Origin of the sequence: Halomonas cupida, from assembly GCF_900142755.1 — a bacterium.
GTDB classification, from domain to species: domain Bacteria; phylum Pseudomonadota; class Gammaproteobacteria; order Pseudomonadales; family Halomonadaceae; genus Halomonas; species Halomonas cupida.
Window position 1 is genome coordinate 23579 of sequence record NZ_FRCA01000011.1, and the last position, 14330, is coordinate 37908.

General features: G+C 59.3%; 12 protein-coding genes and 2 tRNA genes. All 14 read right to left on the reverse strand.

Going from position 1 to position 14330, the window contains the following annotated elements; all coding sequences use genetic code 11:
* Positions 1 to 9: 9 nt before the first annotated feature.
* Positions 10 to 2142, reverse strand: coding sequence for a polyribonucleotide nucleotidyltransferase (gene pnp / locus BUE38_RS17780; RefSeq protein ID WP_073436585.1), 2133 nt, complete (start codon positions 2140 to 2142; stop codon positions 10 to 12).
* 225 nt (positions 2143 to 2367) lie between these two features.
* Complete coding sequence (locus tag BUE38_RS17785; protein WP_073436586.1) at positions 2368 to 3915, reverse strand: porin; 1548 nt, start codon at positions 3913 to 3915, stop codon at positions 2368 to 2370.
* 63 nt (positions 3916 to 3978) lie between these two features.
* On the reverse strand, positions 3979 to 4800 hold the full coding sequence (locus tag BUE38_RS17790) for an alpha/beta hydrolase family protein (protein ID WP_073436587.1): 822 nt from the start codon (positions 4798 to 4800) through the stop codon (positions 3979 to 3981).
* A gap of 262 nt (positions 4801 to 5062) precedes the next feature.
* Entirely contained in the window at positions 5063 to 5857 is a 795-nt protein-coding gene (locus BUE38_RS17795; protein ID WP_073436588.1) for an SGNH/GDSL hydrolase family protein, read from the reverse strand.
* Between the two features lie 381 nt (positions 5858 to 6238).
* On the reverse strand, positions 6239 to 6508 hold the full coding sequence (gene rpsO / locus BUE38_RS17800; RefSeq protein ID WP_073436589.1) for a 30S ribosomal protein S15: 270 nt from the start codon (positions 6506 to 6508) through the stop codon (positions 6239 to 6241).
* 95 nt (positions 6509 to 6603) lie between these two features.
* Positions 6604 to 7560, reverse strand: coding sequence for a tRNA pseudouridine(55) synthase TruB (truB, locus tag BUE38_RS17805; protein ID WP_073436590.1), 957 nt, complete (start codon positions 7558 to 7560; stop codon positions 6604 to 6606).
* A complete protein-coding gene (gene rbfA, locus BUE38_RS17810; RefSeq protein ID WP_073436591.1) occupies positions 7560 to 7967 on the reverse strand; it encodes a 30S ribosome-binding factor RbfA in 408 nt (135 codons plus the stop codon). Before rbfA ends, truB begins: the two co-directional genes overlap by 1 nt.
* Positions 7968 to 7988: 21 nt before the next feature.
* On the reverse strand, positions 7989 to 10529 hold the full coding sequence (infB, locus tag BUE38_RS17815) for a translation initiation factor IF-2 (protein WP_073436592.1): 2541 nt from the start codon (positions 10527 to 10529) through the stop codon (positions 7989 to 7991).
* 27 nt (positions 10530 to 10556) lie between these two features.
* Entirely contained in the window at positions 10557 to 12050 is a 1494-nt protein-coding gene (nusA, locus tag BUE38_RS17820) for a transcription termination factor NusA (RefSeq protein WP_073436593.1), read from the reverse strand.
* A 109-nt stretch (positions 12051 to 12159) separates the two neighbouring features.
* Positions 12160 to 12621: a ribosome maturation factor RimP gene (rimP, locus tag BUE38_RS17825; RefSeq protein ID WP_073436594.1), complete on the reverse strand. Its 462-nt coding sequence runs from the start codon at positions 12619 to 12621 to the stop codon at positions 12160 to 12162.
* A gap of 209 nt (positions 12622 to 12830) precedes the next feature.
* Positions 12831 to 12907, reverse strand: a tRNA-Met gene (locus BUE38_RS17830).
* Positions 12908 to 13018: 111 nt separating this feature from the next.
* Positions 13019 to 13105, reverse strand: a tRNA-Leu gene (locus BUE38_RS17835).
* Between the two features lie 18 nt (positions 13106 to 13123).
* Positions 13124 to 13492, reverse strand: coding sequence for a preprotein translocase subunit SecG (secG, locus tag BUE38_RS17840; protein WP_073436595.1), 369 nt, complete (start codon positions 13490 to 13492; stop codon positions 13124 to 13126).
* 4 nt (positions 13493 to 13496) lie between these two features.
* Positions 13497 to 14243 carry a triose-phosphate isomerase gene (gene tpiA, locus BUE38_RS17845; RefSeq protein ID WP_073436596.1) on the reverse strand — a complete coding sequence of 249 codons (747 nt, stop codon included), beginning with the start codon at positions 14241 to 14243 and terminating at the stop codon, positions 13497 to 13499.
* Positions 14244 to 14330 lie beyond the last annotated feature (87 nt).

Here is a 14330-nt window from a genome sequence, read left to right on the forward strand (position 1 = left end):
TACCGGGAATCAGATCTCGGTTTCTGCCGCCTCGGCTGCAAACGCGGCCTTTTCCTCTTCGGTGATTTCCTTGAGGGTCAGCTTGACGCGGTTACGGTTGTCGATGTCGAGCACCTTGACCACCACCTCGTCACCCTCATTGAGGAAATCACGCACGTCGTTGACGCGCTCAGGCACGATCTGCGAGATGTGCACCAGACCGTCGGTACCCGGCATGATGTTGACGAAAGCACCAAAGTCAGCGATGCGCACGACCTTGCCGTTATACAGCTTGCCGATCTCGGCTTCCGCGGTGATCGCCAGCACGGTATCGATGGCCTTCTTCGCCGCCTGCTTGTCGTCGGCATAGATCCGCACGGTTCCATCGTCGTCCAGATCGATGGAGGCACCGGTGTCTTCGCAGATCTTGCGAATGGTCGCACCACCCTTGCCGATGACGTCACGGATCTTTTCCGGGTCGATCTTGATGGTAGCCATGGACGGCGCATTGTCGGACAGCTCGGTACGGCTCTCGGCAATCACGTCATTCATCTGCTGAAGGATATTCAGACGGGCTTCATGGGCCTGAGTCAGGGCCGTTTCCATGATCTGCTCGTCGATACCCTCGATCTTGATGTCCATCTGCAGTGCGGTCACGCCTTCAGCGGAACCGGCCACCTTGAAGTCCATGTCGCCGAGGTGATCCTCATCACCGAGGATGTCGGTCAGTACGGCGAAACCATCATCGTCCTTGACCAGACCCATGGCGATACCGGCAACCGGCGCCTTGAGCGGTACACCGGCGTCCATCAAAGCCAGCGAGGAACCACACACGGAAGCCATGGAGCTGGAACCGTTGGACTCGGTGATCTCGGACACGACACGGATGGTGTACGGGAAATCATCTTCTGCCGGCAGCATGGCCTGGACACCACGGCGGGCCAGACGGCCGTGGCCGATCTCGCGACGCTTGGGGCCACCCATGAAGCCAGCCTCACCCACGGAGTAGGGAGGGAAGTTGTAATGCAGCAGGAAGCGATCCTTGCGCTCACCCTCGAGGGACTCGATGAGCTGGGCATCGCGTAGCGTGCCGAGGGTCGCAACGACCACAGCCTGAGTCTCACCACGGGTAAACACCGCGGAGCCGTGTGCCTTGGGCAGCACGCCAACTTCGATGTTGAGCGGACGCACCGTCTTGTGGTCACGGCCATCGATACGCGGCTCACCCTTGACCACGCGTGAACGTACGACACGCTTCTCGAGGCTGGCGAAGGCGCTACCGACTTCGGCGGCATCAAACTTGCCTTCTTCCTCACCGCCCAGTTGCTCGACGGCCTCGGCCTTGAGCGCGGACAGGGCATCCTGACGCTGCATCTTGTCGGTGATGCGATAGGCCTCACCCACCTTGCTCTCGAAACCGCTGGCCAGCGCTTCCTTGAGTGCGGTGTTCTCGACCGCAGGCTGCCAATCCCACTTCGGCTTGCCGGCTTCGGCGACCAGCTCGTTGATGGCCTTGATGGCAGTCTGCATTTCCTGGTGGCCATACAGCACCGCACCCAGCATCTCGTCCTCGAGCAGCTCATCAGCTTCGGACTCGACCATCAGCACGGCCTTTTCGGTACCGGCAACGACCATGTTCAGCTCGGAGCCCTGCAGCTCTTCAACGGTGGGGTTGAGGAAATAGCCGCGCTCCTCGTTGAAGGCCACACGCGCCGCACCGATCGGACCGCTGAACGGCACACCGGAGATGGTCAGCGCAGCGGAGGTGCCGATCATCGCGGCAATGTCCGGATCATGATTGCGATCGGTGGACAGCACGGTACAGATCACCTGCACCTCGTTCATGAAGCCCTTGGGGAACAGCGGGCGGATCGGACGGTCGATCAGACGCGAGGTCAGGGTTTCCTTCTCGGTCGGACGGCCTTCACGCTTGAAGAAACCACCGGGAATCTTGCCGACGGCGTAGGTCTTTTCCTGATAGTGGACGGACAGTGGGAAGAAGGATTGCGCAGGGTTCGGCTCCTTCCTTGCCACCACGGTGCACAGCACCACAGTGTCGTCCATGGTAACCATCACGGCACCAGTGGCCTGGCGGGCGATGCGCCCGGTTTCCAGGGTGACGGTGCTGCGACCGTACTGAAATGTCTTTTTGACCGGATTCACGGTGACTTCCTTTACTTTTCTATGTTTGGGTCGTTTTGACTCGGCCCACATTTTAGGGGGTCAAGCGACATAGGGCCACCTGTTACACCATTTTTGCCACAAATAAGCCAACCCCCATGCCTCCCGGAAGGCTTGTTGCCCAAGACTCTCGACCAACGAAAAAAACGGGCAGCCCGAAGGCTACCCGGCGAGTTCGAGACCGTGGTCGTGCTCAGCACGGCACGCTCAGAAAACTACCTGCAGTCGCGCGGACACGGTATTGCCGTCATCCGGCCCCTCGAAGTCACCACTACGGTTGTTGGTATCCCAGAGGGTGTAATCGAGCATCACTCGTGACCAATCGTTGGGATACCAATTCAGGCCGAGGGTGGTCGAATTGCCATCACCACCGGGATAGTCCGGGGCATCGTAGAAGTCCAGCTCCTGATAGCGAGCTGCCAGTTGAAAGGCCCCCATGCCCCCTGACGCGACCGGGTCGTTGATCTCCGGCAGCCGCCAGACACCGGACTTGCGGGAATAGCCGTGATACTCACCGGTCAGGAAGTAGCTGGCCTGAACGCTCCAGGCGTCATAACTCATGCTATCGCCACCAGAAGAGTCGCGCTGGTCTACCTCTCGTTGGCCATACTCAGCGGCGGCGGCAAACGAACCCAGCGATGTCGCCAACTCCACCCCATAAGCGTTGCTGGAGTCAGGGTCGCTGATTCTGCGGCTGCGGATAGTGACGTTGTCGTTGAAGTGGCCAGCGGCATCGATGTTCTTGAATACAGCATCATCGCTGGGATCAAAATCCTCGTAGAACCCCCAACCGCCCAGATGAACCATATCCGTGCCCCTATGCCAGGGGTTCCAGTGAGCCCTGGTCATATAGGTCGTGGTATCGGAGTGGTCGGTGTCGGCTCCGAGGCGACCGTTGGTCACCGCAAAGGAGGCATGCCAGTCCCGGCTGTCGCCGTAGACCTTGCCCTTTACCCCCAGGCCATATGATCCGCGATCCGGCGTAATGGCACTGCTGACGAAGTTGCGCTCCATGAACCAGGTATTGTTCGACGAAGTCGCGCCATCCAGTGAGCGGTCGTCGTACTTGTTACCGACGTAGAGCACCACATCCTCGTCCCCCCAGTTGAACAGCCCCGAGATGTAGGCGTCGCGTACACTGGCGTCGTTGCCCGCCAGGTCATAGCCGATCTTGTACCCAATACGCTCGGACAGCTGGCCGGAGAAATCCAGCCTCAAGCGACGAGCTTCAGTGCCACTGATATTGCGCTCATCACTACTGTCGTCGAAACGTGAGCCATTGGTGGTCGAAGCGTCATACTGCAATCGTCCACCAATGGCCAAACGGCGTGTTCCATCGGCGCTGATGAATTCGGGGCCACCATCCGACCAGTCGATGCGAGACTGGTCCGTCTGAGCGGCTTCCAGCAATGCCACCTGACTCTGCAGCTCTTCAATGGCTGCCCTGTCCTCTACGACTGCAGCGCGATCACTTGCCATTGTCGGCGCCGTGGGAGCTGAGGACTGGAACGATGCAGGCTGAACGGGGGCAGCCTCATCAATACCCGCCCGAGATTCCAGTTGAACGAGTCGAGCCTGCAGGGCTTCGAGCTGTTGCGCCTGGCGTTCCAGCATCTCGGACTGGCGCTCGACCAGTTCTGCAAGTTCGGCGGATGTCGCGTCACTGGCCAGCACATTGCTGGCAGGCATTGCCAATAGCCCAAGCGCGGCGGCAGACAGCATGGCAGTGCGGCCTGAGGTGATGTGTCTTGACATGGTTTTCCCTTGGTCCTGAAGGATCGTCTTCTCTTCCATTGATTCAGCAAAATGACATCACGACTAGCGCGCCCGCGACGCAATATAGCGGGCCGCAAAGGGGGTCATCTGATCGGGGCTATGGGTTACGCCAGGCATGACCCAATGCCTCCAGTTGAAGGCAGTGTTCAGGAGTTGGGCCTTGCGCTCGCCTGCTTCGTAGTAATAACGAGTTCTCTCCACTCGCGTTGCCCCCTGAGCATTGGTCTGGGGCACCTGGCGCATGACGGTATGAAGCGTGGCCGTATCCGCACCACCGGCCAGCAACAGGATAGGCTGCGCCAGAAGGCTCCTGGTCGCCGCCGAGTCCAGTGTTGGCACACCGCCGGTCCCATAGGGCCACTCGATGCTCTCATCCGACATCGTGTACCAACCTGCTGCGGCGACGATGATCTCTTCGGCATGTGACTCCGGCATGAACATGGCAAAACGATGAGCAAGCTGGGCTCCAGCGCCGTGGCCGTACAGATAGTAGGTCTGGTGAGAATTGGTGCTGCGACGATCCCTGAAATCCGCAAACACCCGCTCAACGAGTGTGAAGGCCCATTGATCCGGAGGGTTCATCTGCTCTGGCCGGGTGTAGCCACGAGCTTCCTCAGCCGTCGAGGCCCGGAACACATTTCCCAGGTTGAAGCCATTGCCGCCTGGATACGCCTCTGAGCTGAAGCGTGGTGCCAGCACCATCAGTCCTTCGCGCTCTGCATACTCAACCCAGCTGTCGCGATATTCTTCAGCGTCGCGGCGCAACCCGTGCAGCACCAACACAACCGGTGTATCCGCATGATAGTTGCGCGGCTGATAGTAATAGACGTTGACGTTGTGGTTGGTGGCTGGGTCTTGAAACACATATTGCCCAGCCCCTGCCTTCAGCCCTGTCGCGTCGTTATTGGCCTCAGCTATCGAGAATGGCAGACACATCAATATTACTGCGAACCATAGTATTCGCATCGGGATTCCCTCGTTTATTGGAGTTATTCGGGTATACGCGCCCGCTGGGCAGAGCGGGTCTGCCCGAGCGCTACTCCAGTCACCAGCAGCTCGATCCACTCCCGGCACACCGGACCGGAAGTGGCTTCGCACAGGCGCCCGTCACTTCATCCGTCAGGGCTCACCTGCTGTAGTACTCCTCGACGGTGTCTTCGGCGACCTGCTGCAGGAAGGCTGCATCGTTCTCGGCAATTCGGCCGTAATAGGTGTAGGGATTACCCACCACGGAGGTGTCATAGAGCGCGGCGTATACCGTGGCTGCTGCGAGGTAGGTACCCTCTGGAGTGGGGTGGCTGCCGTCGTAATCGACGTGAAGGGCCAGCTCCGGACGCTGCTCATAGGCGTTCTGGAAGGCCAGGCCAACCGGCACAACCAGCGCGCCGATCTCATTGCCTACCGTGGTATAGAGGTCTTCAATCTTGTCGAACATGCCAGGATCGTAACTGTCATGATCCTCGCTATAGGCGGGCGTCATGTAGAGCACAGTCTCGGCCCCTGTCGCCTCGATGGCCTGATGATGTCGCATAACCGCAGCACGGAATGTCTGGCGGTTCTCGTCGCTCAAGGCGGCGTTGCTGTGCCCCTGCAGTACTACAGCATCAAAAGGATCCGCCAACCCCAGAGCTCCCGGGAACAGGTATCCCTTCACCTCATGGTGGGACAGCCGAGCCCCGGAAATGGTCGCGGACTTGCTGTTGAGATCCTCCGCCATCTCCGGATGAGCGGCTTCCACCATACGTTTGACGTAGTTGTGCAGGCTGTTGTTGTAGTACTGGTAGCTGTTGCCAACGTAGAGCAGTTGCTTCGGATTGGGGGATTCGAGAGCGTCGACCTGGGGAACAGTATCCGCCATGGCAGATATGGGGAGCAGAGCACTCATGGCGAGAAGGCCGATTCCGGCGAAGGATGCTTTCATTGCTGTTGTCTCCATCCTGGACTGGTTTGCAGGGGGTCGAGGTGTGTTGCGAGAGCATGTGTTGCCTCCAGACACCTCAACACCATTCGAAAGGAGCAAACTGCATTCCCTTTATGCACACTCTCTTCTATTTCAATTGATTAATGAGAATGCATACAACAAAGGTCGCAAGGCCCATCACAGGGAATGGATGAGAAACCGCACAGTCCAGAATCGCCTGTTGTGCGGAAACCCGCACGGAGCTCCGGTCGTACAGCACCGGCTCCTCCAACGTAAAACGGGTAGCCCGAAGGCTACCCGTTACAAACCACGACAGGATGTCAGGTGCGTTTCGCGTCAACAGCGCCGACAAGCGCCACGACGAGAAAAGCCCATCCGTCCTTAGCGGCGGAGACCCAGACGCTGGATCAGAGACTGGTAACGTCCCAGGTCCTTGCGCTTCAGGTAGTCCAGCAGCTTACGACGCTGGTTGACCATGCGGATCAGGCCACGACGAGAGTGGTGATCCTGCTTGTTGGTCTTGAAGTGATCCTGCAAGCCGTTGATGTTGGCGCTCAGCAGAGCCACCTGAACTTCGGGGGAACCGGTGTCGCTGTCACCGCGGCCGTATTCCTTGACGATTTCGGCCTTCTGTTCGGCGGTAAGTGCCATCTGTCTCTCCAGTAAGCAATATGCCTGATAGATGAATGTCGGAGACCACGCATATTTGCAGTCTCCTTGTTACGTATTGCGTACCCCTACAGGGGTCAATGCTGCACCGAGCCCGCCACAAACGAACTCAGCAATCGGCGAGGAACAATGTCCCCCTCCGGCTCCACCACACCAAGACCAATGAAGGCCTCCTCATGATAGAGGCGAACTGGACCATCCCCGACGTCACGCGCCATGGTGGTATCCAATTCCTGTCGAGCGGGTTGACCATAGGTCAGTGCCCGCGCCCCCTTCACACTCAGTTGATGAGCAGGAAGGTGCTTGAGCAGACTGTCGATCGGCGCCAGTTGCGCTTCTCGTGCAGCCTGATCCGGCAAGGCTTCAAGCATCTCGAGGCTGACCATGCCACTGGCATCGAAAGGCCCCGTCTTGAGACGTCGAAGCTGTGATATGTGTCCGTCACAGCCCAGCGCCCTGGCCATGTCTTCAGCCAGCGTGCGCACATATGTGCCCTTGCTGACGCGAACCTCGATGTCGAAGTTCGGCGAAGCGCTGTCCAGGCTGGCGGAAAGTAGCCGCGTATCATACACCTTGATTGCCCGACTTGCACGCTCGACACTCTTGCCCTCACGGGCCAGTTCGTAGAGCTTGCGGCCGTTGAGCTTCAACGCCGAATACATCGGTGGTGTCTGCTGTTGCTCTCCGACAAATCCCGCCATCATCCCAGTGAGGTCGGACTCCTCAAGTGCCGGAACGGTGGACCTGGCAACCACATCACCTTCGGCATCCCCGGTGTCGGTACTGGCACCCAGTTCGACTCGGGTCCGGTAGACCTTGTCGGCATCCAGAAGGTGCTGGGAAAACTTGGTGGCCTCACCGAACAGCACCGGCAACAGACCAGTGGCCATCGGATCCAGAGTGCCGGTATGACCGGCCTTCTGGGCCTGAAACAGACGGCGTGCACGTTGCAGGGCATGGTTACTGGACATGCCCTGGGGCTTGTCCAGCAACAACACACCATCAACCGGCAATCCCCGGCGGCGACGTGCCATCAGTCCTTCGCCTCGTCCTCGGCGTCAGAATCGTCATCGTCATGACGCGAGCGATCCGTTGCCACGGCCTCCTCGATCAATGACGACAAATGCTGTCCGCGCACCACACTCTCATCGTAGTGAAAGCGCAGTTCCGGGACGTGACGCAGCTTGATGCGTCGGCCGATCTGCGAACGCAGAAATCCCGAGGCGCGCTTGAGCACGCCGAGGTTTTCCTTGATCCGCTCCGGTGTCTGTTCACCCAACAGGGTAAAATGCACATCGGCATAACCCAGATCACGGCTGACAGACACGCCACTGACGGTGACCATGCCCAGACGCGGGTCCTTGACCTCGCGCTGGATGAGTACCGCCAGCTCCTTCTGGAGCTGGTCGGCCACTCGGTCGGTACGCTTGAATTCGCGCATGGATAACGGCTCCTCGAACGCTTACAGCGTGCGCTCGACCTTGACCTGATCGAAGACCTCGATCTTGTCGTTGACCTGGACATCGTTGTAGTTCTTCACCCCGATGCCACACTCCATGCCATTGCGGACTTCCTGGACGTCGTCCTTGAAGCGGCGCAGAGATTCCAGCTCACCTTCATAGATCACGACGTTGTCGCGCAGTACACGGATCTTCTTGTTACGGAAGACGGTACCCTCGACCACCATACAGCCAGCAACCGCACCGATCTTCGGTGCACGGAAGACATCACGTACCTCGGCAATACCGACGATCTCTTCCTTCCACTCAGGCTCGAGCATACCGCTCATCGCCTGCTTGACCTCGTCGATCAACTGGTAGATGACGCTGTAGTAGCGCAGCTCCAGTACCTCACGCTCGATGATCTCGCGTGCGGCAGCATCGGCACGGACGTTGAAGCCCACCAGAATGGCATCACTGGCCAGCGCCAGGTTGGCATCGGTCCCGGTGATACCGCCAACACCAGAGGACACCACAGAGACCTGCACCTCGTCGGTGGACAGTTCTTCCAGAGCACCACGGATGGCTTCCAGAGAGCCCTGCACGTCGGCCTTGAGCACGATGTTGAGCTTGGCGGCCACATCCTGACCCATCTGCGAGAACATGTTCTCGAGCTTGGCCTTCTGCTGGCGCGCCAGACGCACTTCGCGATACTTGCCCTGACGGAAGTTGGCGACTTCGCGTGCCTTCTTCTCGTCAGCGACGACCATGAAGTCATCACCGGCTTCAGGCGTACCATCCAGCCCCTGGATCTCAACCGGCATGGCTGGACCGACCTCGGCAACCTGCTGACCGAGTTCGTTGGTCAGGGCACGGACACGTCCGTAGTGCAGGCCAGCCAGTACGATATCGCCCTTCTTCAGGGTACCGTTCTGAACCAGCACTGTGGCCACGGGGCCGCGTCCCTTGTCGAGACGGGACTCAACCACCACACCCTTGCCCGGAGCGGACGGAACCGCCTTGAGCTCGAGTACTTCAGAAACCAGATGCACGGCTTCGAGCAGTGCCTCGATTCCTTCGCCGGTCTTGGCCGAAACGTGGACGAACTGCGTGTCACCGCCCCACTCTTCGGAAATGACGCCGTGCTGAGACAGCTCATTCTTGACCCGATCAGGATCGGCCCCTGACTTGTCAATCTTGTTGACCGCGACCACCATCGGCACTTCCGCTGCGCGGGAATGCTCAACGGCCTCAATGGTCTGAGGCATGACGCCGTCGTCGGCAGCAACCACCAGGATGACCACATCGGTTGCCTTGGCACCACGCGCACGCATCGCGGTAAAGGCGGCGTGACCCGGGGTGTCCAGGAAGGTAACACCGTTGTTGTCGTCCTCGACGTGATAGGCACCGATGTGCTGGGTAATACCCCCGGCCTCACCAGTGGCCACCTTGGCGCGACGAATGTAGTCGAGCAGCGAGGTCTTGCCGTGGTCGACGTGGCCCATGACGGTGACGACCGGCGAGCGAGTGATTTCCTCACCTTCGTAGGAGATCGCCTCGAGCACCTCGGTTTCCAGCGCATCGTCCTTGACCAGCTTGGGCTTGTGGCCCATTTCCTCGACAACAATCGCCGCGGTGTCCTGGTCGATGGTCTGGTTGATGGTCACCGCCGCGCCCATGTTGAACATGGCCTTGATGACTTCATTGGCCTTGATCGACATCTTGTCGGCCAGGTCCGCCACCGAGATCGATTCGGGAATCGAGACCTCACGTACGATGGGTTGTGTCGGCTTCTGGAAACCGTGCTTTCCACCGCCCTGGGAGCCACGACGGCTACCACGACGCTCGGCACGCTTGACCTTCTTGCCACCACCACGACGACGCTCTTCACGATCGCTGCGATCATCGTTGTCACGATCATCACGGCCCTTCTTGCCAGCCTTGCCGGCGGCCTTCTTGACCGCTGCGCGACGCACGTCACCGCGACCTTCCTTGGGCGGAGCCGGAGGCTGCTCACCTGTAGAATCGTCGCTGACAACCAGTTCCGGTACCGGAATTTCCGGTTCGGAGACCTTGGCAGCAGGCTCAGCGGTCACCTCGGCCGACTTCTCGGCTTCAGCTGCTGTAGCTTCACGCTCAGCCTTCTCCGCCGCCTGGCGTGCCTGTTCGGCAGCCTCGGCTTCACGGCGGGCTTCCGCCTGGGCCATATCGCCTACCAGCTGACGCGGCCCCTGATCCTCAGCCGCTGCCGGCTGCTGATCCTCGGACTCGTCGCGCTTGACGTAGGTACGCTTCTTGCGAACCTGGACCTCAATCGTCTTGCCGCGCTCATTGGTCTTGATCTTGCTGCGTGTCTTGCGGGTCAGGGTGATGCGATTACGCGCCCCCGGCCCGGTGCCGCCATGACTCTTGGTCAGGAAGTCGAGCAGCTTGCGCTTGTCTTCCTCGGATACGGCGTCACCCTCGGACTTGTGTTCCAGTCCGGCTTCCTTCATCTGTTCCAGCAGGCGTGGCACATCGCGCCCCACCTTCACTGCAAAATCCTTAACGGTCATCTCTGACATTACGACCCTCCTCAGCCCGTGACCCTGTTACTGTTCATTCTCGAACCATGGCGCACGGGCAGTCATGATCAGTGCTGCAGCGCGCTCCTCGTCCATACCTTCGATGTCCACCAGGTCATCGACGGACTGCTCTGCCAGGTCCTCCATGGTCCTGATTCCCCGGCTGGCCAGAATGAGCGCCAGATGACGTTCCATGCCGTCCATCTCCAGCAGATCATCTGCCGGCTGAGCACCATCCAGTTCTTCCTCGGAGGCAATCGCCAGGTTCAAGAGCTCGTCCTTGGCACGAGCGCGAAGTTCCTCGATGAGATCTTCGTCGAACTCTTCGATCTCGAGCATTTCCTCGACCGGTACGTAGGCCACCTCTTCAATAGAGGTGAAACCTTCCTCGACCAGCAGCCGAGCGACATCATCCTCGATGTCCAGATGCTGAACGAAGTGCTCGACCAGGCTGTCGATTTCCTGATCGCGCTTGGCCTCGGCATCCGCTTCGGTCATGACGTTGATACGCCAGCCGGTCAGCTCGGAAGCGAGGCGCACGTTCTGGCCGCTACGGCCAATGGCTTGCGCCAGATTATCCTCGGCAACGGCAACGTCCATGGCATGGGCGTCCTCATCGACGAGAATCGAGGCGACATCGGCAGGTGCCATGGCATTGATGACCAACTGCGCGGGATTGTCATCCCACAATACGATGTCGACACGCTCGTTCTGCAATTCCGACGATACCGCCTGTACACGTGAGCCACGCATACCGACACAGGCACCGACCGGATCAATACGGCGGTCATTGGTCTTGACCGCAATCTTGGCCCGGGAGCCTGGATCACGTGCAGCACCCTTGATCTCGATGAGTTGCTCGGCGATCTCCGGCACCTCGATCTTGAACAGCTCGATAATCATCTGCGGATTGGTCCGCGACAGAATCAGCTGGGCGCCACGTGCTTCGGCATCAACCTTGACCAGCAGAGCGCGAACACGCTCATTCAGTCGGTAACGCTCGCCTGGGATCATTTCGCTGCGTGGCAGGAATGCCTCGGCGTTATCTCCCAGGTCAATGATCAGGCCGTCACGTGTCGTCTTCTTGACAATGCCAGCCACCAGCTCACCTTCACGCTCGGCGTACAAGCGCACCACTTCGGCACGCTCGGCCTCGCGGACCTTCTGCACGATCACCTGCTTGGCGGTCTGCGCAGCAATGCGTCCGAAGGCGGCGTTCTCGATCTGCTCCTCGACCACATCACCAAGTCCCAGCGGCGGATCACGGCGCTCGGCAAAGGTCAGCTTGATCTGAGCATCGGGTCCGTCGAAATCATCATCCTCGATCACTTCCCAGCGACGGAATGTCTCGTATTCGCCAGTGACGCGGTCAATGTGAACACGGACATTGGCTTCGATGTCCTCGAAGCGCTTGCGGGAAGCACTGGCCAACGCCGCTTCCACAGCCTCGAAGATGACTTCGCGGGGAACCCCCTTTTCGTTGGAGATCGCGTCAACGACCGCCAGAATCTCTTTACTCATGCCTAAAAGCCTCGCCAGATAACCTGTCCTTGCTCACAACTGAATGAGCGTTCACAACTGATCAAGCGTTCACGATTGATTGAGTGTCACAGACATCGGTCCACGCACATCATTCACCAAACTGTGGGACAACCCGAGCCTGGTCGATGCCGTCGATGGGAAAGCAATACTCCTCGCCCTCAATCTGGACCAATACCTCGTCACCCTCGACGCCTGCCAGCAGCCCCTGAAACTTGCGGCGACCATCAAAGGGCACGCGCAACTTCAGGCTGACCTGGTGTCCGGCATAGCGGGAAAACTGATCCAAGGTGAACAGGGGCCGATCCATACCCGGCGAGGAAACCTCAAGCCGATATTCGCCGGCGATGGGATCTTCGACGTCCAGAACGCCACTGACCTGCCGACTGATGTCGGCGCAGTCGTCGACGTTCACGCCATTCTCGTGATCGATATAGATCACCAGTCGCGAATGTTTTCCCTGAGACATATAGTCGATGCCCCAGAGCTCGAAGCCCATGGCTGTTACCACCGGCTCGATCAGCGCTTGAAGCGCAGCATCCTTGATGGCCACGAATGAAAACTCCTACAGCCGTTGCATCAGCACCTGGCCGGGAGTGAACAGGAGAGTCAGGTGGCTGATTGGCAATGCGCGCCGCCGGCTCGTGGGCCAGCGAGCTGCTAACAAAAAGCCCCTTCACTGGAAGGGGCTTTTACAAGAAACCTTTTACCAACCCGACAGATCAGCACACCCCTTGGGAAACCATGCTGCCTGCCGTGAAATGGTAGCGGGGACCGGATTTGAACCGATGACCTTCGGGTTATGAGCCCGACGAGCTACCAGACTGCTCCACCCCGCATCAATCTAGGCCGGTGAGTATATGCTGACTGTGCTGACGCGTCAAGCAATTCACCATGCTGCCAACCCTGGGAGAAGATCGTTGACATCATATGATGTCACGAGACTTCGATGGTGCCGAAGGCGGGACTTGAACCCGCACGACCGTTAGGTCACTACCCCCTCAAGATAGCGTGTCTACCAATTCCACCACTTCGGCTAGGGGAGGCTGAGAGGATCAGTTACCGCTTTCCTCCAGCACTGGCGCAGTATTATCCATGCCTTCCGATGCTTCGTCAAGGGTCGGGGCGCCATTATTCTGCTGCTGTTCAATCACTTCCGCATCGGGAATACCGATATCGGGTGTCGCCTGTCCCGCCTGGGAGGCAAACCATGCCAATGTCAGGGACGTGGCAAAGAAGCAAACGGCAAGAAATGCTGTGGCACGGTACAGGAAGGTGCCGCTACCGCGGGAACCGAACACGGTCTGAGAGGCACCACCACCAAAGGCAGCACCCGCTTCAGCGCCCTTGCCCTGCTGCAGCAGAATGAGTACTACCAGGGCGACAGCAATCGCCACATGGATCATGAGAATCGCAACTTGCATGTATTCAACCTGCTGAATGACAAATGGCTAGAAAATCGTCGACCTGTAGCGATGCTCCGCCGATCAGGCCGCCGTCGATATCGGGCTGAGCCAGCAATTCGACCGCATTGCTCGGTTTCATGCTGCCTCCATAAAGCACTTTCGTGGTCTCGGCCAACTGCGCATCATAACTCGCCAGCCGCGCCCGGATGGCCGCATGGACCTGCTGCGCCTGATCGGGCGTAGCGGTACGGCCAGTGCCGATCGCCCAGACGGGCTCGTAGGCCAGCACCAGGCGCTGACGTTCGTCTGCAGTGAGTGCGTCGAGTACCGCCTCCAACTGCCCCAGCACCACCGCCTCGGTACGTTCGGCATCGCGTTCTTCAAGGGTTTCGCCAAGGCACAGGACAGGCACCAGGCCGACTCCGAGAGCCGCCCTTACCCGCGCCAGTACCGCCGCGTCATCCTCTCTGTAAAGCGTACGCCGCTCGGAATGTCCCACCAGTACCATCTGTACCCCCAGGTCGGCGAGCATTCCGCCACTGACCTCGCCGGTAAAGGCGCCAGATGGCTGATCACTGAGCGTCTGCGCTCCGACACCAACGGTCTCGGGCAAACGACTCCGCGCAACCTCCAGATAGGGGAAAGGCACCATCAAGGCCACTTCCACACCACCCGGGAGCGCTGTCCGCGACAGTTCTTCGGCAAAGGTGGCAACCAGCTCCAGGGAGCCGTTCATCTTCCAGTTGCCGGCGATCAGGGGCGCGCGCATGAGACATCCTCTTTCAAGGTGGGCCGAAATGTTATAGGAGCAATGGGGTTTGCTCAAGTTTTGAGCGACAGCGAAACCGCAAGCCGG